The organism is Streptomyces sp. NPDC053076, assembly GCF_044546845.1.
Taxonomy (GTDB): domain Bacteria; phylum Actinomycetota; class Actinomycetes; order Streptomycetales; family Streptomycetaceae; genus Streptomyces.
In genome coordinates, this window is sequence record NZ_JBITZL010000015.1 from 1 (window position 1) to 25,665 (window position 25,665).

The 25,665-nt window shown below is 69.0% G+C and carries 24 protein-coding genes and 3 pseudogenes; 11 read left to right on the plus strand and 16 right to left on the minus strand.

The annotated features are described in order from the left end of the window. Positions 1–68: 68 nt before the first annotated feature. Both ACIGYR_RS36895 and ACIGYR_RS36900 read right to left on the minus strand, forming a co-directional pair. On the minus strand, positions 69–662 hold the full coding sequence (locus ACIGYR_RS36895; RefSeq protein WP_399608111.1) for a tyrosinase family protein: 594 nt from the start codon (positions 660–662) through the stop codon (positions 69–71). A gap of 258 nt (positions 663–920) precedes the next feature. Beyond that, a complete protein-coding gene (locus ACIGYR_RS36900) occupies positions 921–1,298 on the minus strand; it encodes a hypothetical protein (RefSeq protein WP_400014443.1) in 378 nt (125 codons plus the stop codon). A gap of 260 nt (positions 1,299–1,558) precedes the next feature. On the opposite strand from ACIGYR_RS36900, the gene ACIGYR_RS36905 reads away from it, so the two are divergent. Then, positions 1,559–2,485, plus strand: coding sequence for a LysR family transcriptional regulator (locus ACIGYR_RS36905; RefSeq protein ID WP_399608110.1), 927 nt, complete (start codon positions 1,559–1,561; stop codon positions 2,483–2,485). A 415-nt stretch (positions 2,486–2,900) separates the two neighbouring features. After that, complete coding sequence (locus ACIGYR_RS36910; RefSeq protein WP_399608107.1) at positions 2,901–3,335, plus strand: hypothetical protein; 435 nt, start codon at positions 2,901–2,903, stop codon at positions 3,333–3,335. Positions 3,336–3,361: 26 nt separating this feature from the next. On the opposite strand, the gene ACIGYR_RS36915 is transcribed toward ACIGYR_RS36910, so the two are convergent. The 3 genes from ACIGYR_RS36915 to ACIGYR_RS36925 all read right to left on the minus strand — a co-directional run bounded on the left by ACIGYR_RS36915 (position 3,362) and on the right by ACIGYR_RS36925 (position 5,105). Continuing rightward, entirely contained in the window at positions 3,362–3,877 is a 516-nt protein-coding gene (locus ACIGYR_RS36915) for a GNAT family N-acetyltransferase (RefSeq protein ID WP_399608105.1), read from the minus strand. Next, positions 3,874–4,668: a transposase gene (locus ACIGYR_RS36920; protein WP_399608103.1), complete on the minus strand. Its 795-nt coding sequence runs from the start codon at positions 4,666–4,668 to the stop codon at positions 3,874–3,876. Before ACIGYR_RS36920 ends, ACIGYR_RS36915 begins: the two co-directional genes overlap by 4 nt. Before the next feature lie 122 nt (positions 4,669–4,790). Then, a complete protein-coding gene (locus ACIGYR_RS36925; RefSeq protein WP_356943615.1) occupies positions 4,791–5,105 on the minus strand; it encodes a hypothetical protein in 315 nt (104 codons plus the stop codon). A 279-nt stretch (positions 5,106–5,384) separates the two neighbouring features. Here ACIGYR_RS36925 and ACIGYR_RS36930 point away from each other — a divergent pair, with 279 nt between their 5' ends. The 4 genes and pseudogenes from ACIGYR_RS36930 to ACIGYR_RS36945 all read left to right on the plus strand — a co-directional run. Next, positions 5,385–5,765, plus strand: coding sequence for a VOC family protein (locus ACIGYR_RS36930; protein WP_356943614.1), 381 nt, complete (start codon positions 5,385–5,387; stop codon positions 5,763–5,765). A gap of 39 nt (positions 5,766–5,804) precedes the next feature. Continuing rightward, positions 5,805–6,473 carry a DUF4097 family beta strand repeat-containing protein gene (locus ACIGYR_RS36935; RefSeq protein ID WP_399608098.1) on the plus strand — a complete coding sequence of 223 codons (669 nt, stop codon included), beginning with the start codon at positions 5,805–5,807 and terminating at the stop codon, positions 6,471–6,473. 48 nt (positions 6,474–6,521) lie between these two features. Continuing rightward, a complete protein-coding gene (locus ACIGYR_RS36940; RefSeq protein ID WP_356943612.1) occupies positions 6,522–7,652 on the plus strand; it encodes a serine hydrolase domain-containing protein in 1,131 nt (376 codons plus the stop codon). 158 nt (positions 7,653–7,810) lie between these two features. Continuing rightward, positions 7,811–8,188 (plus strand): annotated as a pseudogene (locus tag ACIGYR_RS36945) (DUF5994 family protein); the annotation flags it as partial. Between the two features lie 240 nt (positions 8,189–8,428). Here the strand turns inward: ACIGYR_RS36945 and ACIGYR_RS36950 are convergent. Together ACIGYR_RS36950 and ACIGYR_RS36955 are read right to left on the minus strand one after the other, a co-directional pair. Continuing rightward, the gene (locus ACIGYR_RS36950) at positions 8,429–9,127 is read right to left on the minus strand and encodes an HAD family hydrolase (RefSeq protein ID WP_399608095.1); all 699 of its coding nucleotides are present in this window, start codon (positions 9,125–9,127) and stop codon (positions 8,429–8,431) included. An 82-nt stretch (positions 9,128–9,209) separates the two neighbouring features. Next, a pseudogene (locus ACIGYR_RS36955) lies at positions 9,210–9,534 on the minus strand (MFS transporter); the annotation flags it as partial. An 83-nt stretch (positions 9,535–9,617) separates the two neighbouring features. Here ACIGYR_RS36955 and ACIGYR_RS36960 point away from each other — a divergent pair. The 3 genes from ACIGYR_RS36960 (at position 9,618) to ACIGYR_RS36970 (ending at position 11,259) form a co-directional block, all read left to right on the plus strand. Continuing rightward, on the plus strand, positions 9,618–10,379 hold the full coding sequence (locus tag ACIGYR_RS36960) for a DeoR/GlpR family DNA-binding transcription regulator (RefSeq protein ID WP_399608092.1): 762 nt from the start codon (positions 9,618–9,620) through the stop codon (positions 10,377–10,379). An 88-nt stretch (positions 10,380–10,467) separates the two neighbouring features. Next, entirely contained in the window at positions 10,468–10,566 is a 99-nt protein-coding gene (locus tag ACIGYR_RS36965; RefSeq protein WP_399608089.1) for a DUF6131 family protein, read from the plus strand. Between the two features lie 141 nt (positions 10,567–10,707). Then, on the plus strand, positions 10,708–11,259 hold the full coding sequence (locus tag ACIGYR_RS36970) for a class I SAM-dependent methyltransferase (RefSeq protein WP_399608087.1): 552 nt from the start codon (positions 10,708–10,710) through the stop codon (positions 11,257–11,259). A 164-nt stretch (positions 11,260–11,423) separates the two neighbouring features. On the opposite strand, the gene ACIGYR_RS36975 is transcribed toward ACIGYR_RS36970, so the two are convergent. From ACIGYR_RS36975 to ACIGYR_RS37010, 8 genes and pseudogenes are all read right to left on the minus strand, one after another. After that, positions 11,424–12,506 carry a helicase associated domain-containing protein gene (locus tag ACIGYR_RS36975; protein ID WP_399608085.1) on the minus strand — a complete coding sequence of 361 codons (1,083 nt, stop codon included), beginning with the start codon at positions 12,504–12,506 and terminating at the stop codon, positions 11,424–11,426. A gap of 747 nt (positions 12,507–13,253) precedes the next feature. After that, complete coding sequence (locus tag ACIGYR_RS36980) at positions 13,254–17,432, minus strand: trypsin-like peptidase domain-containing protein (RefSeq protein ID WP_399608083.1); 4,179 nt, start codon at positions 17,430–17,432, stop codon at positions 13,254–13,256. Between the two features lie 49 nt (positions 17,433–17,481). Continuing rightward, on the minus strand, positions 17,482–17,661 hold the full coding sequence (locus ACIGYR_RS36985; protein ID WP_399608080.1) for a CU044_2847 family protein: 180 nt from the start codon (positions 17,659–17,661) through the stop codon (positions 17,482–17,484). Positions 17,662–18,799: 1,138 nt separating this feature from the next. After that, positions 18,800–19,513: an SOS response-associated peptidase gene (locus ACIGYR_RS36990; RefSeq protein WP_399608077.1), complete on the minus strand. Its 714-nt coding sequence runs from the start codon at positions 19,511–19,513 to the stop codon at positions 18,800–18,802. A gap of 136 nt (positions 19,514–19,649) precedes the next feature. Further along, entirely contained in the window at positions 19,650–20,423 is a 774-nt protein-coding gene (locus tag ACIGYR_RS36995) for a hypothetical protein (protein WP_399608121.1), read from the minus strand. Between the two features lie 104 nt (positions 20,424–20,527). Next, positions 20,528–20,920: pseudogene (locus tag ACIGYR_RS37000) on the minus strand (competence protein CoiA family protein); the annotation flags it as partial. A gap of 213 nt (positions 20,921–21,133) precedes the next feature. After that, positions 21,134–21,304, minus strand: a complete 171-nt coding sequence (locus ACIGYR_RS37005) for a hypothetical protein (RefSeq protein WP_399608075.1) — start codon at positions 21,302–21,304, stop codon at positions 21,134–21,136. A 387-nt stretch (positions 21,305–21,691) separates the two neighbouring features. Then, on the minus strand, positions 21,692–22,315 hold the full coding sequence (locus tag ACIGYR_RS37010) for a PIN domain-containing protein (protein WP_399608072.1): 624 nt from the start codon (positions 22,313–22,315) through the stop codon (positions 21,692–21,694). Between the two features lie 582 nt (positions 22,316–22,897). Between ACIGYR_RS37010 and ACIGYR_RS37015 the strand changes: the two genes are divergently transcribed. Next, positions 22,898–24,037, plus strand: coding sequence for a methyltransferase domain-containing protein (locus ACIGYR_RS37015; RefSeq protein WP_399608069.1), 1,140 nt, complete (start codon positions 22,898–22,900; stop codon positions 24,035–24,037). A gap of 251 nt (positions 24,038–24,288) precedes the next feature. Here the strand turns inward: ACIGYR_RS37015 and ACIGYR_RS37020 are convergent, their stop codons facing one another. Continuing rightward, positions 24,289–24,678, minus strand: a complete 390-nt coding sequence (locus ACIGYR_RS37020; protein ID WP_399608066.1) for a hypothetical protein — start codon at positions 24,676–24,678, stop codon at positions 24,289–24,291. Between ACIGYR_RS37020 and ACIGYR_RS37025 the strand changes: the two genes are divergently transcribed. Further along, positions 24,616–25,590: an ankyrin repeat domain-containing protein gene (locus ACIGYR_RS37025; protein ID WP_399608063.1), complete on the plus strand. Its 975-nt coding sequence runs from the start codon at positions 24,616–24,618 to the stop codon at positions 25,588–25,590. The genes ACIGYR_RS37020 and ACIGYR_RS37025 overlap by 63 nt on opposite strands. Positions 25,591–25,665: the final 75 nt, after the last annotated feature.

Consider the following 25,665-nt stretch of genomic DNA (forward strand, 5'->3'; position numbering starts at 1 on the left):
GGTTCGCCACCGCGGTCTGACCACAGCCCGGAACCGGGCTCCACCACGCCACGACGTGCCATCAGCACCTACCCACCCAACAACGTGACAGCGCCGTTGTGGGCGGTCATTTCCACGCCATCGATTCTGATGCTGCCGCCCATCACGCGTCCGTAGGTGAAAGCCGTGAAGGTGGGGCGCTGCAGGAGGCCGTCGATGGTCGACTGGGTCGGAAGGGCCGACGTCGGATTTCCGTTCGGCCTGATACCGGGCGTCGGACGGTTCACGCCGGAGGGTTGCCACACCCAGTCGGGACGGGCGTGGTCATCGGCGTAGTCCCAGTAGGGAACCGTGACGGCGGGGTGGACGGTGCGCAGCAGGTCCTCGAACTTGAGGCCGTAGGCGCGGTGCCAGGGCAGGAACCGCTGGATGGACTCCGGCGGCATCCCGGGCATGGTTCCGTGGTGTCGTTGGCTCATGTCCTTGTGGGAGTCCACGAGTTCCTTGTACTCCCGAGTGCCATGGGCCTGTCGCAGGGCGTCGTTGAACAGGTCCCGCTCGGTGTCGGTCAGCTGCCGGTGGTCCTTGCGGATCCGCTGCGATGCCCGCACGAGCTGGGTGATCAGGGAACGGAGCCGCTCCACCGGCATCGCCGCCGGCATGGACTGCGTGCCTGCGGCCATGGCCAGCGCGGCTTCTCCCACACTCGCCGGCCCGGAAGGCATGACAGAGCCGGGTGGCGTGGGCATGGGGAAGAACCCGGCCGGTCCAGCGGGCAGTTCCGCCGCCATCATCCGGCTCAGGCGCAGCCGAGCTCCTCGCTGTCGATGATCTGGCCAGGCGCCCACCTCGAGGCGGCGATCTGGGCCTCTTCGGCGGTGGGGAAGTGGTCGCCAGGAAGCGTCCGGCGAGGATGAAGCTGGTCACCCCGGCCGCGGCCTCTAGGTAGAAGCGTCGATCGACGACGCGGGGAGCTTCTCAGCCTTCGCCAGGTCCTCATCCGAGGCGTCGTTCATGTACAGCTCGGCTGCCGTCTCGGGCAGCTTCTCTGCGAACGCGGCGGCTGGGGAGTCCCAGGTGAGCCGATCAGGGCGGGTCGGGTGGCTGACGTGGACCCGTCGGCAGCTGATCGACGGCATACGGTGGCGGACCAGGAGAATCTGGCAGTGGCTGTCGCTGACGCTCGCCGCTCCGGTCGTCGTCTGGGGCGCCGCCCACGGCCCGTACCGCTCGGGGAGATCCCGCCACGGCGCACCAGACCTCGTCTGCGCAGGTACGCGCGGTTCGCGCGAGAGCCGTAGGCTCGGCGTCGACGCCACCAGGAGGCTCCTTCTGCAGATCCCCCTTTTGCGAACAAGCCGAACCCACTGGCCATGCGTCAGGTCACCACGCCCCACGGCAAGTGATCATTTCACGACCTTGATCCACTTTCGCAACAGACCCTAGTACACCCACGGTGCGACTGAGCGAGTGCCGGAGCAAGGTACGCCAGGCCGGAGGGCGGTCCGGCCGCAGTCGGTGACGCTCGCCGACTCGGTGTCCGTTGGTCCTTGCGAGACTGGTCTGATATACGGTCGCGGTGCCCGTTGCGTGGGCGGTACGGGGAAAGTGGGGGTACGTGGAGCTGCGCGACATCGAGATCTTTCTGACTCTGGCCGAGGAACTGCACTTCGGCCGGGCCGCGGAGCGGTTGCACGTTTCCACGGCGCGGGTCAGTCAGGCGATCAAGAAGCAGGAGCGCTCCATCGGTGCGGAGCTGTTCGCCCGGGACAGCCGCAATGTCCGGCTGACGCTTCTCGGTGAGCAACTGCGGGATGATCTGCGCCTCGTGCACCACGGTCTGACGCAGAGTCTGGAGCGTGCACGGCTGGCCGCCCGGGGAAAGACGGGCACGCTCCGGGTGAGCCTGTTCCCCGTCAACATCCAGGAGCTGCGCCGCTACTTCGAGACCTTTCGTGCCCGGCACCCGCAGTGGGAGCTGCGGCTGCGCATGTCGACCTACGCCGACCCCTTCGCCCAACTGCGCAACGGGGAGGCCGACATCCTGGTCACCTGGCCTGCCGTCCAGGAACCCGACCTGACCGTGGGTCCCACGCTCTTCTCCGAGCCGAGAACGCTGGCCGTAGACCTTGAGCATCCGCTCGCGCGGTGGTCCTCGGTCACCCTGGAGGAGGCGAGCGACTTCCAGCACGTGTCCACCCGCCCGGCGCCCGACCACTGGAGGGACCACTACGTCCCGGAGCACACACCACATGGTCGGTTCATCGACCGGGGCGCCATTGTGAACATCGCCGAGGAGATCTTCATGCTGGTGGGCATGAGGGAGGCGGTCGCCCTCTTTCCAGCGCACATGGCCCGCTACTACCCGCGTCCGGACATCGCCTACCTGCCGGTCAAGGGGCTGGAGCCGCTGGCGTACTCGCTGGTGTGGCGGACCGAGTCCGAGAACGAGATGATCCGTGCCTTCGCTCGCGTCGTGAGCGACCTGGGGCTCCTGCCCGGCTGAGGGCGCGAGAGGCTTCCGCGGTGCGCGACAGCCGGGTCGTCGGGGCTTCGCCAGGGGGGTTGGCTGTGGAAGTGCGTGGCATCGAGATCTTCCTGGTGCTGGCCGAGGAACTGCACTTCGGCCGTTCGCGGAGCGGCTGCACGTGTCCCCCGCCTGGGTAAGCCAGGCGATCACGGCCCGGAGCGGCGGATCGGCGCCCAGCTGTTCGACCGCACCAGCCGCAGCGTGCGCATGACCAAAGTCGGCCGACAGCTGCGCGATGACCTGCGGCCGGTCTACGCGGGCCTGCACGGTCCCCGGAACGCGCGCGGATGGCCGCCCGCGGAGTCAGCGGCCGGCTGAGCGTCGGCGTGATCCCCAGAAACGCCTACGATCTGCGGCTCTACTCGCAGACGTTCCGCTCACGGCATCCGCAGTGGGAACTGTCGATCCGCCACGCACCCTTCAACGAACCCTTCGTCGGGCTGCGGCGCGGGGCATCGACGTCCTGGTCGCCTGGCTGCCCGTGCGGGAGGACGACGTCACCGTGGGCCCGGTGTTGTTCACCGACCCGCGAATGCCGGCCGTTGCCCTGGTCCACGAACTGGGCGCCCGCACCTCCGTCTTCGTGGAGATGCTCGCCGACGTCCAACACACCAACTCGCCACAGGTACCCGACTACTGGGCCGACAGCTTCGGACCCGCACCCCCCGCCGGGCGCACGATCGAGCGCGGGCCCATGGTCACCGCGCCGGACGAGATCTACACGATCGTCAGCGCCGGCGAGGTGGTCAAAGTCAATCCCTCCCACATCACTCACCCGCTACTGGGGCTGCCTGGACATCCTCTGGCTGCCCTTCAGCGAAAGTAATCGTCAAGGCCTGTGGATGTGCGTAGTCAGCTGATCGTCAGCTGCCATCTGGTCTCTCCGTCGTGCGACTGGTTGGTGGGGGTGAAGCCGGCTGCGGTGGCGACGGCGGCGGATGCCTGGTGGTCCGGGTGGATGTGGGCGATGAGTGTGTGCACCGGGCACTGTCGGAGCCAGGCGACGAGCCCTCCGGTGGCTTCGGTGGCGATGCCGCGTCGTTGCCAGGGGCTGCCTGTCACCCAGGCGATCTCTGCAGCGGCTCCGCGGTCGTCGGCGGTGACCGTCGCTTGGACATAGCCGGCCAGGCAGGAGGCGTCACGGAGTCGGATGACCCAGTTGCACCAGGATTCGCCGGGGCTCGGTGAGCCGGCCACCAGACGTTCGTAGCGGGCGCGCAGGTCCTGCGCGGTGTCCGGGGTGCCGCCGATGAAGGTGTGCAGGCCGGGGTCCGACAGCACCGCGGCCATCTCGTCGGCGTGCTCGACCTGCAGGGGAAGTAAGTCCAGCCGGTCGGTGCGGATGGTTTCAGGCTCGAGGGTGATCACGCTGCCTCCTGGTTGGGACGTGCGACGAGTATGCCGCGCTCGAAGCAGGCGCCGGCGCAGACGAGTGCGACGAGACGGGGTGCGTTCACCGCGCGCCACCGGTGCTGGGCGGACTCGACCAGTTCGAACACCATGGCCAGAGCGGCCGCCCTGCTGCCCGCTCCCTTGGTGACCTTGGTCCGTAACCGGACGGTGGCGAAGGTCGACTCGATGGAATTGGTGGTCCGCAGATGGATCCAGTGCTCGTCCGGGACGTCGTAGAAAGCCAGCAGCTCTTCTGGTCTCGGTGATCTTCTTGACGGCCTTCGGGAACTTCGTCCCGGAGAGCCTGGCGAAGGTAGTGATGGCCTGCTCGGCGTGCTCGCGGTCCTCGACGTTGTATGTCTCCTCAGGGCCTTCTTCGCGGCCGGCTGCGCGGACTTGGCCAGGGCGTCGAGGACGTTGACGATTTCGCGGACCCAGCACCTCTGCTCGCGGGTGGCGGGGAAGACCTCGCGCAGAGCCTTCCAGAAGCCGAGCGCACCATCGCCCACGGCCAGGACCGGGGCGCGCATGCCGCGGTGGGCGCAGTCCCGCAGCAGGCTGGCCCAGGCCTCGGACGATTCGTGGTGGCCGTCGGCCATGGCGACCAGTTCCTTGGTGCCGTCCCCCCACACGTAGACGTAGTCGGTGCCGGACAGGTCGCGCTCTTGGAACGCCCGGTGGTCGGCCCGCCACTGGGCGGTCAGCCGCGTGACGGTGGCCGGCGACAGACCGGCGGCCGAGCCGAGGAACTGCTCCAGCGCGGGCACGAAGTCGCCGGTGGACAGGCCGTGCAGGTAGAGCAGCGATCTTCGGTGACCTGCGGCACCAGGACGTCAGGATCGGGGAGGAGAACCTCTCGCGCTCCCCGGTGGCCTCGTCGACCCTCTTGTCATTCACCCGCGGGGCCTTCACTTCGAACCGATTCGGCGGCGGTGGTGACCTTCCGCGGCTGGTGGTAGCCGTTGCGCACCACCAGACGCCGGCCGTCCCGGTCCCGCCGGTCGGATAACTCGGCTATGTAGGAGTTGACCTCGGCCTCCAGCCCGGCGGCGAGCATCCGCCGGGCGCCCTCCCGGACGATCTCGTCCAGCAGCGACGCCCGGCCGGCGGGGGTGCCGTCGGTGTTGACTACGGTGAGCACGGACGTGCCCTCCGGGCCGACGCGCCTACGCCGGCCTTGCTCGGTGACCTTTCGATCGATCACCAGGGAAGGTACGTCCTCCCCTGCTGATCCGCAGGTTCCGAGCACTGCTCCTTCAGCGACCTACGACCGCTGAGCTTCGGCCTGGTGTGGCGCGCCGAGACCGAGAGCGACGCCATCCGGGCCCTCGCCGAGACCGTGCGCCACCTCCACACGCTCCAGCTGTGACCCACCGTAAACCGAGGGGTTAACGACCCTTGCGATAGCCGTCGTTGTTCCCCGTACCGCCGCGCCCCAAGCTTGATCCGTCCCACGGATCAAGCAAGAAGGAGGGACGCAGCGATGAACGTCGTGTCCTCCTCGGTGTCCCTGACGGTCACCGATCCCGCCGCCTCCAGCGAGTTCTTCACCGCCCACCTGGGCTTCCGCGAAGTCCTGGTCGACGAGGACTTCGTGGAGCTCGCGCGTGACGACGCGGCCGTCGGCCTCGTCTTTGCGCGGCGCGACGTCGAGCAGCACGGGCCCGACCAAGGGCCCACCGACGTGGTCGTGTCACTTGGGGTCACCGGTGCCGCGGCCGAGTACGAGCGGCTGCGGAACGACGTAGTCGGCCTATCCGTGACTCTGTGCCAGCAGCCCTGGGGCGAGCTGGTGGTGCGACTGGTCGACCCCAACGGGGTGGTCGTCCAGCTCACCGAATGGGTGCCGCCCGCAGGAATCTGACCCACCGCCCAACAAGAGAACAAGAGCGAGAAGAGCAAGATGCAGAATTTCGACACCCCAGCCCCGATCTCCATCGTCCTCGACGTACCCGCGGGGAACGTCCACATCGTGGCCGCCGACCGGGCCGACACCACGGTCGAGGTCCTGCCCGCGGACGCCTCGAAGAACCGCGACGTGACGGCCGCCGAGCAGACCCGGATCGGCTACACCGACGGCCTCCTGTGGGTCGAGGCCGCACTCCCGAAGAGCCAGCTCATCGGCAACACCGGAGCCGTCGAGGTGACCGTCCGGCTGCCCGCCGGCTCCCGTGTCGAGGCGAAGGTGGCCAGAGCCGGGCTCCGGACCGTCGGACGGCTCGGTGACATCACGTTCGAGAGCGCTCAGGGCTCGGTCGAGATCGACGAGGCCACCGGTGCCCGCCTCACCCTCCAGGTCGGAGACATCTCGGTCGGCCGCCTCAGCCGCTCCGCCGTGATCAGCACCCGAAAGGGCGGCATCCGCATCGCCGAGGCCATGAGCGGCACGCTCGAACTGCGCACCGAGGCTGGCGACGTGTCGGTCTGCGCCGCCCCCGGAGTCTCCGCCTCCCTGGATGCCGGCACCACCCACGGCCGCATCCACAACTCACTCAGGAACACCGAAGGCATCGCCGACCTCGCCATCCACGCGACCACCGCCTACGGCGACATCACCGCCCGCAGCCTCTGAACACCACCCACTCTGATGGCCCCGTCAACCCGAACAGAAGGAACGACCATGAGCGAGTCCCTGCGCACCGTCGAGACCGCCGAGAACAGCGCTGGGCAGAAGCGCCCGGAACTGCAGAAGGCCATCGAGGTGTTCGTCGATGCCGGATTCGCCGGGATGCAGATGCGGGTGAATGACGAGCAGGGCGAGTGGATCGGCAGCGCCGGGGTGCGCAAGCTGGGTGAGACCGCCAAGCCGTCAACGGACGGACGGTTCTGGGTGGGCAGCTCCACCAAGACCTTCGTCGCGGCCCTGGTGCTGCACCTGGTGGCAGATGGCAGGATCGAATTGGACGCCCCGGTGGCCGACCACCTGCCCGAGTTGGGGCTGAACCAGCGGATCACCGTACGGATGCTGCTGCAGCACACCAGCGGGTTGCCCAGTTACACCGGCGATCTCGACTCCGAGGGCACGTTCGTGCCGGGGCTGCCCGCGGTGGGCAAGCCGTGGGTGGACAACCGGTTCCACACCTACCGGCCGGAGGAACTCGTACGGTTCGCGCTGTCCAAGCCCGCACGGTTCGAGCCGGGTACCGACCAGAGCTACTCCAACACCAACTACACGCTGGCCGTGCTGCTGATCGAGAAGGCCGGCGACCACTCGTACGCCGAGGAGATGGAGCGGCGCATCCTGCGGCCGCTCGGGCTGCGGGACACCGTGGTGCCGGGAAGCTCGCCGGAGCTCCCCGAGCCGCACGCCCACGGCTACTACCGCTACCAGGACGCCGACCAGTGGAAGGTCGTCGACGTCACCCGCCAGAACCTCTCGATCCTCGTCGGCGCCGGAGACCTGATCTCAACCACCCGGGACCTCCACACCTTCTTCTCCGCACTGCTGGGAGGCAAGCTGCTGCCCGCCCCGCTGCTGGCCGAGATGCGCACGCCGCACGGAATGCTCGGCTACGGCCTGGGCCTGTTCGTCCAGGACCTGGGCCCGGACACCGGCGTCACCATCGTCCACCACAACGGAGGCGCCCCGGGGGGCTACGGAGCACTGATGATCAGCACGCCGGACGGCAGCAAGACCCTCACCGCCGGACTCACCACCGGCGACGCCGAGACCGACCCGGCACAGGAGATCCCGAAGGCCCTCGACCGGCTCATCAAGACGGTGTTCTGCGGCGAGCAGGCCACGGACTGACGGCGCAGAGCGTCATCCCGCAGGAAACGATCCTGCATTTCCGGCCGATGACCTGGCCCTTCACGGAACTCCAGTCAGCGCCAATGTCGCAAATCCTGCGTGCCACGCATATGAAAGGATAGATCGGGGGCTCCGATGGCGAGTTCCGCAGGGCGGCCATGGCACGGGGGGCGGTGCCGGTGCACACGCGAGAGACGTCCTTGGTACAGGAGGTATACCGGCATTCGCGTTGGTGTCGCCCTGGGTATGGCAGTCCCTCGCGGACCGGACGGGCGGCCCAAAACAATGCCGTCCCCCTCCCCAGCCCTGCCTCTCCCGGGCCGTGGTCCGTGCCCGGTGTACCGCAGTTGCAGCGCCTGGTGCTGGCACCGACGATGTCGCGGGACGGGATGTTCGACGGAGCCTGGTGGCCCCGCTCCAAGCACGTCCTGGCCGAACTGCCGGACCTGATCACCGCGCTCAGCGCCCACCTCGGCCGCATCGTCCGGGTCGGCCTTGACACCTCCGCCTGGTACGAAGTGCCGCGATCGGTAGCGGGCGCGGGCCGGCCGGGGGTGGCGGGTAGCGCTCCCGCAGCCCGCCGCTTCGACGGCAGGGTGGCGGGGGGGGGGGGGGGGGGGGGGGGGGGGGGGGGGGGCGGCGGCGGGCGGCGCGGCCCCCCCCCCGGGGGGTTTGGGTGGGGGGGGGGGGGGGGGGGGGGGGGGGGGTGCGCCCCCCCCCCCCCCCCCCCCGGGCGGGGGGGGGGGCGCCCCGCGGGGGGCGCCCCGCCACCCTGCTCAGAAGGGCGCCTCTCCGCTGCCGTGCACCTGCAAGACGGGGCCTCCCTGCCGGTCACCCGGACGATGGCCAACCGGTCCTCGATGAGGAGGCAGCCAGGTGTCGATGGTCGCTGTCAGCTCGTCGAGGTGGGTGAAGAGGTGTGCGGTCATGCCGAGAGCCTGGGCTGCGCGCACGTTGTCCTCGCGGTCGTCGATGAAGAGGAAGTCGGATGGGGCGGCCCGCAGGCCGGTAACGCAGTGGTGGAACGCCGCCGAGTCCGGCTTCGCCGCCTTGGTCTTCCCGGAGAAAGCGACGAGGTTGAGGTGCCGCAGCCAGGGCTGGGCGGCGAAAAAGGCGTCCGCGTGGTCGGAGGGGATGTTGGACAGCAGTGCGACCTCGGCGCGGTCCCGCAGGCCCTGCGCGTAGGTGACCATGCGATCGTCGACCCGGGACCAGCTGTCGATGTCGGCGAGCCGCAGTGCCTCGATCGTGTCCGCGTCGATGGGGCGTGACAGCCGTTTCAGGACGGTGGTCCAGTACGCGGCCGCGGTCTGTTGGGCGGCGTCGTGGGCCGGGCGGTAGGCCCAGTAGGCGTCGGCGAAGGCGTCGGCGGGTGCGCCGCAGCGGGCGGCCATCTGTCCCAGGGCGCCGGGGCGTTGGTGGCAGGCGATGACCCCGAAGAGGTCGAACAGCACGATGCGTCGGTCGGTGGACATGGCGGGGCTCCCTGATCCGGGGTGGTGTCGCGGGCTGGGTGGGGTGGGGCGCCTGTGCGGCATCGTGGTGCCGCGCAGGCGGTCAATGTTTGCTGGACGCCAGCTCGGGTGCCGGCTCGGGCGTGGCGCCGGAGCCGGTGCGCAGGACGCCCGCGGTCATGGCGGTGGTCGCGCAGAGCAGGGTCAGCAGCAGGAAAGTGTGGTTCAGTGCGGTGAGGTGGGTCAGCCAGCCGATCACGGGCGGGCCCGGCGAGCATGCCGAGGTAGCCGAGCCCGGCGACCCGGGAGACGTTCGCGCCGGCCGCGGCGGGGTCGGCGCGGCCGGTCGCGCTGAACAGCTGGGGGATGCAGCCCGCCACGCCCAGACCGAATAGTGCCCAGCCCACGAACGCGGCCCACGTGGACGGGCCCTAGCGAACATTCTTTCTGTTCAAAAGCTCCATTTGGAACACCCTTTATGTTCGCTAGTCGATGGTGTTCAATCACGGGTATGAGCAACGCACACCGTCACTCCGTGATCGCGCAGGCCGTCAGGGAGTCGGGCCAGATCACCGTCCGAGGCCTCGCCGCGCTGACCGGCGCATCGGAGATGACCATCCGGCGTGACTTGGACGTTCTCGCCGGCCAGGGCGTGCTCGAACGTTTCCGCGGTGGCGCCCGGACCCTGTTGCTGCGCGGCGAGGAGCCGCCGTTCGCGCTGCGTGCCCGCGAGGCCGTCGACGCCAAGCGTCGAATCGCCGCCGAGGTGTCCGCGCTCATCGCCGACGGCGAGAGCGTCCTGTTGGACAGCGGCACCACCTGCCTGGAGGTCGCTCGCCTCCTGCGCGAGCGGCCGGTCACCGTGATGCCTCTGTCGCTTCAGGCCATCCACGCCCTCAGCGACCCCCCTGGCCAGGCCGTGCTGATGGTGCCCGGCGGACGGCCCCGCGCCGCCGAAGGAGCCCTGACCGGCCCCCTCACCCTCACTTCCTTGGCCGCGCTGCGCTTCGATACCGCGGTCATCGGCTGCTGCGGCTTGAACGCGGCCGAGGGCCTGACCGCCTTCGACCTCGACGACGCGGCGGTGAAGAAGGCGGGCATCGCCTCAGCCCGCCGCGTCATCGTCGTCGCAGATGGCGGCAAACTCGGCCGCACCGCCTATGCCCACGTCGGCCCCGCCACGCTTCTGCACACCCTTGTCACCGACACGACCGCACCCGACGACGAGGTCGCCGCGCTCGAAGGCGCCGGCACCGTCGTCAAGGCCGTCTGACGAACCACCGAGCCGCAGCACCCCGCATCGACGACGAGTCACCATCATCGTCGGCGTCATCCTGCTCATCATCAGCTTCGTTGCCGAGATGTGGACCACCAGCATCGTCCTCGCCGTCATCGGCCTCATCCTGTGGGGCGCCGGCCTCCTCGGTCACGCCGTCGGCGGCCGTCGCCACTACTACTGAGCTCTTTTCAGCGGGGACCCGAGAGGGTGACGTGCGCCCCTTGGTGACGGACTTCCGATCAGCGCGATCGCAAGCACATCCTTCGCGAGCAGTGATCTTCATCGTGGTGACCAAGCCGGAGCAGACGTAGGGTGCCTCGTCATGATCAGCGAGACAGGTAGCGACCAGTTGCACGCCATGGCCAGTACCGCCGGATACGGCGAGGCAGCGGAGGCTCTTGCCGAGCAGTACGAGAGCGTGACCTTCAACGAGGTACACCGCGAGGTGCTTCACCTGTTCCCCTCCCGGCCGAGCTCCGTGCTGGATGTCGGGGCGGGCAGCGGGCGTGACGCGGCGGCGTTGGCCGCCCGGGGACACCGGGTCGTCGCCGCCGAACCCACCGCCGAGCTGCGCGCGCTGGGCCAACGACTCCATGCCGGCCAGGGGATCGAATGGGTCGATGACGCGCTTCCCGAGCTCCCCGAGCTGACTCGGACAAGAACGCCGCTTCGATCTCATCCTGCTGACCGCAGTCTGGATGCACCTCGACGAACGACAGCGCACCTCGGCCATGGCCCGGTCCCAGCCAGGTGCGGCCCAGCCGCTCGCCCAGCCGGTGCATCCCGCCGGCTCCAGCAGCGCCTGCGCCACGGCCACCGCCTCCGGGAAGATCGCCGCGTCCCGGCCCACGATCCGCCACCACTCAAGCCGTGATCCCGCGTTACCGCCCGCCAGTTGGTGCAGACGGCCGGCAGCCGATCCGGGCGGGCCGTATCTACCGTCGCCCGGCCCGGGCACTGATGACGGCCATGTACGCGTACGCGAATGTACGCCACGCATACGCTCCGGGGACGTCGCGGGTACTGCGTACGTCTGGGTTACGTCCAGCGCATGCCGATGGTGGAGAGGTGCTCGACGCGCTCGGGCGTGAGCGTGGCGGCTCTGGATCTCTGGTTGCTGATCCATGCCCCCAGCCGGAGCTCCCGCTGCTCCTGGTCCTGGCTGTCATCCCCCTCGCCGCCGAGGACGATGGTCTCGACGTGTTTTCTGGGCACCTGGAGGTGTCCTTCGCGCTGGTAGTACTGCCGGGCGGCAGCGAAGTGCATCGCCCACTTGTCGGCCTGATTCATGGGGGGCTTGGGCTTCTCGTTGTCGGTGGCGGGTTGGATGCCGAGGATGTGTTCGCACAGCCATTGCTGGGCGCCGGTGAGGTTGTCCCAGCCGAGGCGAACGGAGCGTACCCATCGTCCGAGGTCCTCGCCCTGGTGCACGATGTCGCCCGGCTTGGTGGGCAGCTCGCCGCCAGCTTCCAGATGTTGTTGGGTGAGGTGGAAGGCGCGTTGCCATTCCACGGGCCAGGTGGGGCACCAGGCTGGGTCGATGTCCTCCAGCTGCTCGCGCCGCTCCTCCGCAAGCGCGCTGGCCGCCGAGCCCACCGGCAGGCCTTCGGCACGCCGCTGCTCGATGTCCTGCGCTCGTCGTGCGGCCGCCCGCGCGTTCTTCAGAAACAGCCCTACGCGGTAACCCTTGTAGGTGGCGTCCGTCGGTGCCAGGAGATGCCCGTGTTCCGCCGCCCACCCACGGGCGGCGGCCAGGCCCTCCTCCCACGCGACATCGAAGTGTGACCAGACCATGCCGAGGCGCTCCAGCTGCACGGTGCGGTCGGCGTCCATGTCGCCGCGGGTGTAGAAGCGCCTCGCGTCCGCGATCCATTGCCCCAGTGGGAAGGAGGCGAGGACGGCTGGCCACCCCTCGGGTTCCGCCTCCTGGTCCCCGCACTCGGGGACGCGGTAGGTGAACGGCACTTTCAGGTGGCCGTGGAGCCGGTTGTAGACGGTGGCGGCTTCGATGCCGAGTCGCCAGTGCTGGTGTTCGGGGTTGAGGACCCGCAGGTTGATGAACGCCGCCAGCTGCGTAGGGTCACGCGGCGTGCTGAACCTCAGCAGTTCCCGGGCCGGCACCGACAGTCGGTCGCTTCGGTCGCTCTCGGCTTCCTCACCTGTGAGGTCTCACTGATGTTGTGGGGTCCCCCCTGCGGCGCAGCGTCTTGAATGAGACTGCTTTTTCGAAGGGGCCATGTGCCCGTGAGCAGGCCTACCGCACCTTTGGTGAGCGTCCTACATGTTGAGTGAGAACGCCTGGACATGACTCGACGCTGATGCGGGATCGGTGTCGGTGGGACGCGGGATACTGGTGCCCTTGGAAGGCGGGCAGCAGGACAGCCGCGAAGACGTAGAGCGGGACGACGCCGATGCACCTAGGAGGCATGCTCTCGGAAGACCGCTACCTCGGACCGGAGCCCCCTCACCGGTGCTTGCCGGCGCGGCATCGGACTACCCTCGCACGACGGCATCTCCCTGTCTCTACTGGAGGTCGTGGAAGCGGGAGAGCCCTGCGAGCTTCGGGTCCGCGGTATCGGGCATCGGCCTGTGTGCCGGAGATCGCCGCGAACAGGGCGTGCGCGGCCGGCCTTGTTCGAGGCTTCATGTCATGACCGCCGCGTCCTCCGGAGGCGGTCTCCTCTATCACCCTGGACGCCCCCGCGGCGCCGGCCCCGCTGTGGTGTAGTCCGAGCAGCACGGCGGCGCACTGGGACCAGCCGCCGCCACCTGGTCGGCCGCGGCGCGGGCTGGCCCGCTGGGCCCCGGGGTGCGTCAGCCGGTTTTAGTTGGATGCGTTCTGGCCGGTGATGCTGGGCCGTCGGCAGGTCAACTTGCTTGGCATGCGGGACGTACGGATTGGCCGGGCAGGTAGACCGCTTGTTCGTCCGCAGTGAGACCGCGGTTCACATTTCGGCAGATGGTGCGGATTGCTGCGTCGGGCTTGAGCAGGACCGAGTCCCAAAGGCGAACAGTTTGGTCGGAACTGCCGGTGGCGAGAGTCCCGTTGTCGGGGCTGAACGCCACGGCCAGCACCCAGTCCGTGTGGCCGGCGAACGTGGTGAGGGGCCTCCCTGTAGCTACGTCCCATAGCCGTGCGGTGTTGTCCGCGCCGCCGGTGGCGAGAGTGTGTCCGTCAGGGCTGAACGCCACGGCCTCTACCGCGCCTGTGTGGCCGGTGAGGACGATGCGGGCCTTGCCGTTGGCTAGGTTCCACAGGCGTACGGTCTCGTCGTCGCTGCCGGTGGCGAGGGTGTGTCCGTCAGGGCTGAACGCCAAGGAGCGCACTATGTCGGTGTGGCCGGTGAGGACGTTGCGGGACTTGCCTGTTGTCACGTCCAACAGTCGGACGGTGTTGTCGTTCAAGCCGATGGCGAGGGTGTGCCCGTCCGGGCTGAACGCCACCGCGAGCGCGGAGAAGCCGGCCTCTTGGTTGACGACGAGTGTCTTGCGAAGGCGGCCTGTGACGACGTCCCAGAGGCGTACGGTCTCGTCGTCGCTGCCGGTGGCGAGGGTGTGTCCGTCAGGGCTGAACGCCAAGGAGTTCACCGTGTCAGTGTGGCCGTGAAGGACAGCGCGGGTCTTGCCGGTGGCTGGGTCCCACAGCCGTACCGTTCCGTCGACGCTGCCGGTGGCAAGTGTGCGTCCGTCGGGACTGAACTTGACGGCCCAAACCGCGTCCGTGTGGCCGGTGAGGACGGTTCGGGTCTTGCCGGTGGCCACCTTCCACAATCGGGCGGTCTTGTCGTCGCTGGCGGTGGCGAGCGTGCGTCCGTCAGGGCTGAAGGCTAGCGACCCGACCGGGCCCGTGTGACCTGTCAGGGCGATGCGAGTCTTGGAGGCCGGTGTGGCCAGGTCCCACAGGCGCACGGTCTTGTCGTCGCTGGCGGTGGCGAGGGTGCGTCCGCCGGGGCCGAAGGCCACAGCCTCTACCGCGCCCGTGTGGCCGGTGAGGACGATGCGCGTCTTGGCTGTGGCTAGGTCCCACAACCGGACGGTGTGGTCGGCACTGGCGCTCGCGAGGCTGCGTCCGTCGGGGCTGAAAGCGAGCGCCCACGCTTGATCCGTGTGGCCAGTGAGGATGGTGCGAGTCTTGCTGGTGGCCAGGTTCCACAACCGGACTGTCCGATCAGAGCTGCCAGTGGCGAGTGTGCGTCCGTCGGGACTGAACTTGACGGCCCAAACCGCGTCCGTGTGGCCGGTGAGGATGGTGCGGGTTTTGCCGGTGGCTACATCCCACACCCGTACGGTGTGGTCGGCACTGGCGGTGGCGACTGTGCGTCCGTCGGGGCTGAACGCCGCCGAATACACCCAGTCGTGGTGACCGGTGAGGATGGCGCGAGTTTTGCCCGTTGCTACGTCCCAAAGGCGGGCGGTGTGGTCTTTGCCGGCGGTGGCGAGTGCGCGTCCGTCGGGGCTGAACGTAACCCAGCTCACCAAGTCGTGGTGGCCGGTGAGGATGGTGCGGGTTTTGCCGGTGGCTACATCCCACAGCCGTACGGTGTGGTCGGCACTGGCGGTGGCGATTGTGCGTCCGTCGGGGCTGAACGCCACCGACCACACGGGACCTTGGTGGCCGGCGAAGACGGCGCGGATTCTACCGGTGGCTACGTCCCGCAGCCGTGCAGTGCGGTCAACGCTGCCGGTGGCAAGCGTATGACCGTCAGGGCTGAATGCCACTGAAAACACCTCACGCGTGTGAACGACCAGCCGCCGGTGCAATGGAGAAGAAAGCACGGCGGCGTTCTGCAGACTTGCCACGGCCTCCGGAGTAGGGCTCGCGCGGTATGCGTGGACAGCCAGCAACGAGGCCAGATCGGGATTCCTTTCGATGAGCGTGTTTGACTCCGCGGAGAGCTGCCGGGAGAGGCTGGCTCGTCGTTCTGCATCGGCCGTCCGCCATTGCCACAGGGCACTCCCTGCGGCAATGAGCGCGAGTGCCAGCAGAGAAGCAAGGACGGTATTAAGGCGCCTGCTACGCCGGATAGCAGCCTGTTGGCGCTGCTTACTGGCAGCGAGGAAGGCCGCGATGTCGCCCGGCAGCCGACGCTTCCGTGACCATTCGAGGCCCTCCGCAAGTGCGCTTCCGCCGAGCAGGTCCCCCGCGTCGGATGTGGCAGCCCAACGAGTCCGCCGCTCACGGGTGTTGTCCAGCCAGTCCTGGAAGCGATGGTCTTGTGCAACCCACTCGCGCAATGCACCCCAGTCACGGATCAGCGCATCGTGTACTAGCTCGGCCACCGGCTCTCCCGGAACGGCATCAGAACCGCCTCGAGAGGGACGGAGCGTCTGAGTGGTAATGATCCGGTGGAGTGTCAAGGCGGCGATGACCTCATCGACGGCTTGGCCTCCGTCTGGTGTATCGCCGGGGACGGCGGCCAAGTCGCGTAGTTCGTTGAGGGGGACCTGTGCACGCACAGCGGGAACGCTGCGACCGGGGTCGGCGGGGTGCACCAAAGAGGTCAAAATCCTCCGGGCGATGTTCCGTTGCTCGGTGGACAGGTTCTTGAGGGCGGTGTCGCACCAAGTGGTCAGGCTTCCGCTAACCGCTCCGAGGCGACGGTAGGCCGCATGGGTGAGGTATCCGTCCTGTCGCCGAAGCCATAGCTGGCTGAGCGTCAGTTCGAGCAAGGGCAGTACGGTGACGGGCGCTTGGCGGCACGCGGCTGCCTCGGGGGTGACGGCGAGCACGTCGGTGACGATCTGCTCCGGCAGCCCTGGTTGAAAGTGAAGCCCCACGTCTTGGGCTGGGAGGGTGATGATGTCGTGCAGGTCCTGATGGCTCAGGGTACCGGGCACATTGAGAAGCCCCGGCGTTGCCGCTTGCAGCAGCCTGGGCGCCAGAGCCGCCAGCTGGGGGTAAAAGTCGTCCCGCATCACTAGGATCACGCTCACCGCGGCGTCGGAGCCGACCGCCTTGATGATCTCGTCCGCTGCGGCCCGAACGCCTCGCTGCCGGCCGTTGAAAGGCTGGGTGAAGAGCTCTTCGAACTGATCGATGACCAGCAGGACACGCTGGCAGCCGGGGCTGGCTGCCAGCGTGCGGGTCACCGCTTTGGCAATCCCGTCGGTGCTGGCCCCGAAAAGTCCAGCGTGCTCGGCTTCAGCGAGCAGGTTCTGCCTAGGACGAGCGAGGACGGGCAGCCATTGGTCACTGCCCGGCAACGCGCCCGCGGCCAGCGCGCGCAGCACGCCGGCCTGGATGAGAGACGACTTGCCTGAGCCGGACGGCCCGAGCAGCAGCGTCAGCCGCCGCTGTCCCGCCAGGTTCGCAACGACCTGCCGCACGGCGTCCTTGCGGCCTTCGAACCAGCGCGCCTGTTGCGCAGTGAACGGCTCCAGACCCCGGTAAGGGCACATCTCCCGCACAGTCAGCCCGGGCAGCACTTCCCGCAATACCTCTGCGGGGGTGACGTAGGCGATCCCCTGCCCACGCTCGTAGGCATCGGGGGCAGCAATCTCAGTCAGCATGCCAATGACGAGACCAGTCGCCTCATCAAGGACGGGCCCGCCGCTGAACCCAGTCGTGAGGTCGTTGGCGGAAGTCAACTGAACAAGCATGCCCCCGCCCCCGGGCCCTGCCGGCAATAGATCGCCGGCCACACCGAAGCCAAAGTGTCCCTCGGGCCGAGCCTGGGCGGGAAACCCAAACGAACGCACGTGATGGCCCCGGCAACCCACCGCCGAGCCCAACGGCAACACCCCCATGCCCGCCGGGGCACCGATCAGCCGCACAACGGCCACATCTTCGGCCTCAGTAGCACGCCACTGATCCTCCGAGATATGGCCCATGACCGGGCGCGTGCCTCCCACATGCGGGAAGGCCACGCGCACTTTTCCACCCGGCCTGCCTCCTGCAGCCTGGATGACATGCGCACACGTGACCAGGACGCCTTCGGCAACCAGGAATCCGGCTCCGACCGCCTTCCCGGTCGGTCCGAGAATCTGTGCCACAGCGGTCGGCAGGTCCGGAACGATGCTGCCGTCCGGCACCTCAGTGCTCTTCACGGCTCAGTCCCGCCTCTCACGTGGGCGAGGGATGACCGGCTTCGTCCATTCACGACAAGGTCACCTTCAGGTGGCAACCAGCTTGGCCCTTGGTGATCACGGCCCCAGCCTCAACGGCGAGATCAACACCGAACTCGACCGCTACCTCGTCCGGACCGGCCTTACGCAATTGATCAAGCGTGGCACGCGCCGCCGCAGTGACAGGCTCTAGAGCATCGTGCAGAGTCACCGGTAGCTCATGGACGGCATCGCTGGGTGTCGTGAGTTCCGAGGCCAGCACCCTTGCTACGCACGGCACTGCCTCTGACTAAGTTGAAAGCTGGAGAATATCCCTATCTAGGATGCCTTAGTTTTACCGTCAAGCTTTAGGAGGGAACCCCCTTTAAGGTGAAGGAAGCGACACCTTCAGTCTGGCATTCGCGGATAGAATCCGGCATCTCGATGATTGAATTGATTGTGGTGCACTCTTATTGATTTTCGACTGTTCAGGGTGACGTTGGATCGCGGATAACAGGGTGGTGCCGGCCCGGGCCCGCCCATGGCCGGCAGTGTCCCTCAGTAGGTCGTCGAGACGACCAGCCAGTCCCCGGCGTTGCCAGGCCCTGCCCGTCGGTGAGATCGACGCTCACGACTTCGGATAAGCCCGTAGGCCAGGGGCGCGCCCCGGTGATGCCCAGCGGATCTTCGCAGCGCCAGCCCCGAGAGGTGACACCGGCTCCAATCGTCACCACCCGCATATAAACAGCGGGCGGCAGCGACGCTTCATCGCACTCCTCGACGACGCGCTGTTGCGTGCCGAGGCTGCCGGGCCTGCCGTGAGCCCCGATGACTGCTTTTTCCAGAGCCAAGCTGACTCAGCTGGTCGTGGGAAGAGTTGTACGGCCACCAGGTGGTTCACCGGCCGTACGGCAGTGGGCAGATTTGTCTGGCCTCTACGGCTACCTCAGCCGCCTGCGGCTGTCCTGGACCCCGCCCGGGCTGCGACCGGGTCCCATCTGTGACGGAGCAGTGATCTTCAGGGGGCGGCTGCTGCGGTCTGGTGTCCCGTGATGGCACCGGGGGAGTGGCGTTGGGATCATTGGCGGGTCACCGCCCGGGAATGCGTCCCTCAGGGACGCTTGATGGTCGGGCTGATGAGGTTGCGAAGCACTGGCCAAAGTCAGCTCCCGCTGGCGGATGACTCGGGAGCGCTGGCCGAGCGCCGGGTTGCTGCGCGCCGGTGAGTACACCACCGTCTCCAAAGTCTCGGCTTCCTCCCGTGAGCGGAAATCATCCAGGCCAGTCCGTTTCGTCGGGCGGCCCCGGGGCCCAGTGGAGGCCCGCACATCGCACAAGCCGTCTACGCCGCCCCGGCCCCGGCACAGGCATCAGCCTTCGGACGCCTCGGCGCGTTGCTCGTCCAGATCGAAGCCCAACCGCTCGGCTTCGACCATGACGTCCGTCCACAACGCCAGCGGCGACAACAGCGCCCATTTCTCGCCACGCGCGGGGTCGTCGAGCAGCACGGTTTCGGTATAGCCGTCGCTCCAGTCCTCCCCGCGGGCAGTTCCGTTGCTCCAGCCACGTTCTGTGATGGTGCAGGTCATCAGCCAGGCGGCCGGGTCGTCGTCCTGGGAGACGGCCGGGTCGCGCCAGTACTCGTACAGACCGGCGAGCGCCATGACCTGGTCGTCTTCGGGGTGGATGAAGTAGGGCTGCTTGCGTGCTTTGCCGGTGGCCGGGTCCGTGCCCGGCTGCCACTCGTAGAAGCCGTCCGCGGGGAGCAGGCAGCGGCGCTTGACGAACGCGCGGCGGAAGACCGGTTTCTCGTGCACGGTCTCCACCCGGGCGTTGATCATCCGCGCGCCGATCTTCGGCTCCTTCGCCCAGGACGGCACCAGACCCCAGCGCAGCGGCCGCAACTCCCGTGCGGGCGCTGCCCCGTCGTCGTCGCGCGGGGTGCGCTCCAGGACCGCCCAGACGTCGTTGGTCGGGGCGACGTTCCAGTTCGGTGCGAGCGCCTCGGTGGCTGGCCACTCGTCGGCGTGGAACAGCTGCGCCAGGTCCTGCGGGCGCCGGGTGGAGACGTATCGGCCGCACATGCGACCACTCTCTCACCGCCCGGTCGCTCGACGAGATACCCGGGCGGTGAGGCAGTCCACGTCGTCTTCGCCCACCGGAAGATCGAGAGGGCTGAGCAAGCTTCGAAGGACCGCATCCCGATGAACGTGAGGTGCATCAGGTGCGGTTTACAGGACGTGCCTGCGTTTGCGGGCAGGCCGGGGGCTGGGGTCGGATGCGCAGGAAGGTGCAGTGCTTGGTGCTCGGGTTCAGCACTGCGACTTTCAGCGGGCTGCGGGCGGCGGCCTGGATGCGGGCGAGCCAGGTTTGGCTGGGTACCAGGATCGTCAGCTCTGCCGGCCACCGGGTGAGTGCTTCAGGATCGGGGCACACCACACCGGCGAGCCGGAACTCCCGGCCCGGGTGGGGCCTGCTGTAGACGAGCAGCCCGTTGCCGTGCGCGGGACTCTGGCCGCCGTACTCGACCGTCTTGCCGGAGACGGTGCGGACGAGCCGAGCGAAGGCGGGCCACACCCCGGCATCTATCCCGGCGTGTTCGAGGAACACGGCCAGACGTTCCTGCTCGGTCCGCCGCTCCTGTGCTTGCAGCAGCGCCTCCTGCAGACGCCGTTCGGCGGCAGCGGCGTGCGCGGCGGCAGACCGGCGGGCCTGCCCGGCGGCCCGGGCACGCGCGGCGGCATCGGCATCCGCCTCCAGCCGTGCGCGGGCGGCCGCCAGTTCCACGTACGCGGGGGCCGTCCACCACACCGTCCCGCCCGGTCCGGTGTGGGGGTGCACACGCCCCTGGCAGATCCACCGGATCGCATCGCCGAGCAGGCAGGTGATGTGGGTCCAGCCCGCCTTCCCAGCCAGCGTGCACGGGACCCAGGTATAGCGCGCCAGACCGTGCCGCACCGACCAGCCGGCCCCGCGTTCTTCGGGGTACTCCACCCGCAGAGAAGGACGGCCCGCTGCCACGGCCGCCCCTGCAGCCCGACCCAGCACACCCCGACACCGTCGCGCGCATAGCGGTCCGTCCGCATCCGCGCATCCTGTGGCGTCATCGGCGACAGCTGCGCTTCCAGGGCCATGAACGCACGGTCCTGCTCATCGAAGACCAGCACGTCGGCACGCCAGTTCCCCGTCTCGCTGCTGACCTCCAGCTCTGCCCTCCACCCCGCCGCCCGGGTGGCCATGGCCAGCTCCAGCTTCAGCAGGTGGTGCTCCGGGGACTCGTTCGCCAGCTCGCACTCGCGCGGACGCTCCTGGTGGTAGAAGTGCCGGGCATGGCGTGATGAGACCCGCGCGAACACCCGGCCCCCACACTCCGGGCACGCCAGCTGCAGCCCCTTGACCCGGTGGACGTCCTCCCAGGCACGGCCGCACCCGAGATCGTCCAACGACGCATCCAGCCGCCCCCAGTCGGCGTGGACCGCGGTGAACCCCATCCGCCCTCCCCAATCACGCCCGGTGCCTCAGGCCAGTGCCCGGTAGTTCTGCGGCTGAGCCGCGCCTCGCTCGCGCGTTCGAGATCTCCGAGCCGCCAGAAAGATCCGGCCTTCGGTGTAGCGCAGCGCCCGTCCGACGGCCGCAGCCTCCTGGTGGGGGCGCAGCTTCATCCGTGGTACGGGCGTCGGGGGAGGGGGTCGCCGATAGGACGTCTACTCCTCGTCGTCAGACACTTCGATTGGCAGGTCTCGCGGGATCTCTGCAAGCCGGCCCCGCCAATCGCCACCAACCTGGATCTCGCTGAACGCCTTGTGCAGAGCTGCCTCCAAGGGAGACAGATCGGGCGCGACTCGCTCGGCGATGCTTGCCAGAGTGGCCTGCATCGCAGGAGTGTTCAGCAACGCGCTGACGTGCGCTTCACCCAGCAGCCGCGGACGCTCCGCGTCCGAAGGGAGCTCCGGCAACCCGGGGGATGTCCTCCTCCGTGATGGGGTCCGGACGCCTGGAGTCCAGGACGGTTACGGCCTGGTCGTCCGCCGTGCTCAACAGGACGCGTGTCTGCCAGGCGTACGCCCGCTGATACCCGTCGCCCCGGAGCGGCTCCCTGAGCAACCACCGGACCCAGACTGTAAACCAGTGGTGACCGCCGACCTCGCGGCCGCTCACCTCCAGCACCTTGTCCAGCGCCACCGCCGTAGGAGCCCAGCTGGACGTTCCCAGCTTTCGGAGCTTGTAGGTATCCCCGTCTTGGAGCAGCCGTGCGCCGCTGATCATCCGATAGCGCTTGGTGGATGCTCGAGCCGCCTCCAAAACCACCGCGCGGGTCTCCGCGGTGTCCAGGAGCTCTCGTCCTCCATGCCGGCGATGTCCCGCTGCATCGGCTCCGGCAACTTCCCGTCGCTGGAGTGATCCGTGTCGTTGCTGACGAAGTACACGGTCTCTTCCGGGTGGTCGCGCGCGTACTCGACCGCCGTCAACCAGATCGCGGCATCGCGGGCCCCTGTCTTGTGCTTGCCGCTGTTGACGGTCTTGCACGGCTCGATCAGGTTCGTCTCCCGGTACAGGGCTTGCTGGTAGACAGCCGGGGACGTCTCCAGGACTTCCGTGATGGACGCGTACCGCTCCCGCCAGTGCTCACGCACGTGCTCATCCTGCCACCTTTTCGGGTGGGCGACGTGATCCCAAGGCGTGGCCTTGTGCAGCTCATCTACAGCCGCCCTGGCCGCGTCGTGCTTCGCCTGGTAGGCCAGGACCTGCTGTGCGGCGACCTCCTCCACGGCGATCCACGGAGTACCCACCCGCTCCACGCCCGCGGCCCGGATGGCGCGGAGCATATCTGCGACAGAAGACCGCAGACTGGTCCCTTTGATGATGTTTGCGTCCAAGATGATCAATGCGGGACACTCCGTCTTCCTCAACTCCGAGCCATACGGGCACACCCTCTCAGCTTCTGATCACGAGGGGCAGGGAGAATTTCGACACCGACGGCCAGTCCACCGACGCCGTTCACGGCGGCTGCGCTGGGGCGCGCCCGACCGAAAGGTCTTCGCCGCCCTGCAGCGCGCCGAGCCACTTGCCGCGCTGCGCCCGCCCCGGCGTCGCCGCCCGCACAGCACGGTGCCCCCTCATGATCCGGCTCCCCTTGCACAGCCAGGAGCCAGGGCAGACATTTCGACCACCTCCACCCGGGCCGCGTCGCTCGCAGCCCGGGGCGGCCGGCGGACGCCCCAGCGAGCTCGCCCGGCAGTTCGGGGTGATTTCGGCCGTCTCACCGGTGATTTCCGGTATCCGGCCGACAGCGGCGGCAAGGCTCGCCATCATGGCCCTGCCGTCAGTTGCGCTGGGAGGAAACGATGGGCAAGCACGAGAAGCCGCCGGCCGATCCGAGCTCGGGCAACCCGCCGCCCGGTAACAGCGACGGGCAGGTCCCTCCGCCTCCGCCCAGCGACGGCAAACACAAGAAGTAGGCCAGCACGGTGGTGATCACCTCCGACGTCGACAGCCTCCGCCGGTCCGTGGCCGCTGCTATGGACCAGCGGGGCGACTGGCCGCAGCGCTCCGCCTGGATCCGCGGGGCCGTCGACGAACTGCCCCGGCACCGGTTCGCCCCCCAGCGCTTGTGGCGGTGGGATGGGCACGCCTATGTGCCGGTGGATCAGGGCAGTGATCCGGCCGGCTGGGCGAGTGAGGTGCATCCCGGGCCCGATACGGCGACCGTCACCCAGGTCACGGACGGACTGCCGACATCGAGCCTGTCCAGCCAGGCCGTGGTGGTCGACATGCTGGACTCACTGCTGCTCGAACCCGGCCACCGGGTGCTGGAGCTGGGCACGGGCAACGGATGGAACGCCGCCCTGCTGAACTGGCGGGCCGGCCCGGGACATGTCGTCAGTGTCGAGGCAGACCCCGTCCTGACCGAGACGGCACGTCGCGCACTGGCCGAAGCCGGCGCCGCGGTGGACGTGTGGGTCGGCGACGGGAACCAGGGATGGGCGCCCGCGGCCCCCTACGACCGCGTCCTGGCCACCTACGCCGTCGAGCGGATCCCGTGGGCGTGGGTCGAGCAGACGAAGCCGGGCGGGCGGATCGTCACCCCGTGGGGCCGTCTTGGACACGTCGCGCTGACCGTCGCCGACGACGTCCAGTCCGCCACCGGGTGGGTGCAAGGCCTGGCCCAGTTCATGCCCGACCGCCGCACCCTGAACCCCGAGCCCGGCTTCACCCAGGTCCGCGCTCGCAGTGAATCTCACGGGGAGCGGCCCTTCCTCCGCGACCTCGCCCCTCTCCAGGACGACGTCCATCTACGGTTCGCGCTACGCGTCGCTCTGCCGTACCTCCGCATGACCCTCGCCCGGGACGCGGACGGCCTCAACGCCTGGATCCACGACACCGAGCGGTCCTGGACCGTGCTCTCGGCCATCGGCAACGGCCGCACGGTCGCCACCCAGGGCGGCCCCCGCAGCCTGGCCGACGAACTGGAAGCGGCCTGGGACACGTGGCTGGCTCTGGGCAAGCCCGCCCTGTACGACTTCGGGATGACCGTCACAGATAGCGGCACCACCCAGTACATGTGGGTCAACGACGCCGACCACGGACCTCGTTGGCCGATCATCTGAACGATCGTTGCGCAGATGCTGGTCGTACCAGTCGAGCTCGGGTTCCACGCGCCACGCCAGGGCAGCTTCCTTCCGCTGGCGCTGCTCCTCGGCCCAGTCGAACTCCGCGCACGGGTAGGAGTGCAGCGGCCCAGGCGGCCCGGCCAGGATCCGCGAGCGGCCGTCCAGCAGGGCACGGGTGACCCTCTCGCCGGCACCGATGGCCGCGGCGAAGTCGATCAGCAGTTGCTCGCTGGCCAGAGCCCGGCCGTTCAGGGCGTTGTCGAGGTCCCTGCGGGAGAACCGGCCCCCGCCCGCGGCGACGATCGCGCCCGGCGTGGGCCGCCGGCGGCGGCGACCATGAGGGCCATGGCCCTGCCCATTCCGGTAAGTCCCTGCCCGCCCAGGACGAGTCCGGCAAGACAGGGGGCGAACCGCGCGTCGACGTACGGCGCCCAGACGATCTCGAGGGGCTGCGTCGTCCCGCGGCCCTCAGAGACGTTGGTGCCCTCGAACAGACGGCGGTGGCGTTGTCGGACCTGTCTGCAAGGGTGGTCGGTGTGCGGCAGGGTGCCGTCGGGCGGGGTGCGGGAGGCGACATGGGGACGGGACCGGGGGACGGTTGGGAGGGCGGTGTCGACTGGGAGGGCTGGCTTGACCACCGGGACATCCGGCGACGGCTCGACCAGGGCGCCGATCCGGAGGCGCTGCCGTGCCGGGAACGGCCGCTGCACCGGGCCGTGGCGTTCGGCTCGCCCGAGGTCGTCGCGGAGCTGGCCGGGCGCGTCGCCGACGTCGACGCGCTGGAGGACGGTACGACCGCACTGTGGGAGGCGGTGGTCGGGCACCGGCCGGAGATCGCACGCGTCCTCGTCGCCGCGGGAGCCGACCCGTGGCGGCCGGTGCTGGCCGGCTGGTCACCGGGGCGGCTGAGCCTGGCCGGGCCGACACCGGGCCTGTTCCCGCTGCCCGAGGGCGAACCGGGGCTCAGCGAGGCGGAGTCCGCGGCGGCGCGGGACGGCCGGCGGCGCATCGCGGCCCTGGCCGACGTCGGCTACTACGACGGCACGGGACTGGCCTGCGTGGCCGGCATCGACGCGCAGGAGGCCGTACGGCGCCTGGCAGCGGTGCCGCCGGGCGCCGGGCTGCTCGCCGAGCTGCTGGACGACCCGTACGGCGTCGACACGGACGACAGCCTGCGCATCGTCGGGGTGACGACCGTACAGGGCGGTTGTGTCGTCACCCAGCCCTGGGGGTACGGGCCTCAGATGCCGGGCGTACAGGCCCTGCTCTCCGCCGGCACCGTCTGCTACGGCATGTACGCCAACCCCAAGAGCGGCAACCAGGGCAGCCTCGTGCGCGACGGTGTCGTCGAGGGCTGGGACCTGCACCCCGGCGGGGGCCCGGACACCGGTACGCCTCCCGAGGAGGTCCTCACCGCGTACCTCTACGGCTCCCACGCGATCGCCGAGTGCTGCGCCCACGCGGGCCTCTTCCCCGCCGACCCGCTGCCCTTCACCGGGCCCCCCGACCTGTGGGTGGAACTCCCCCAGCGCGACTACTGGCAGCACTGACCGGTACCCCTTCCGAGGGGCCCCGCGTCGGGCCGGCAGGTGTGTGCGAGCCGCGGCCTGCTCGCCGTCCCCGGG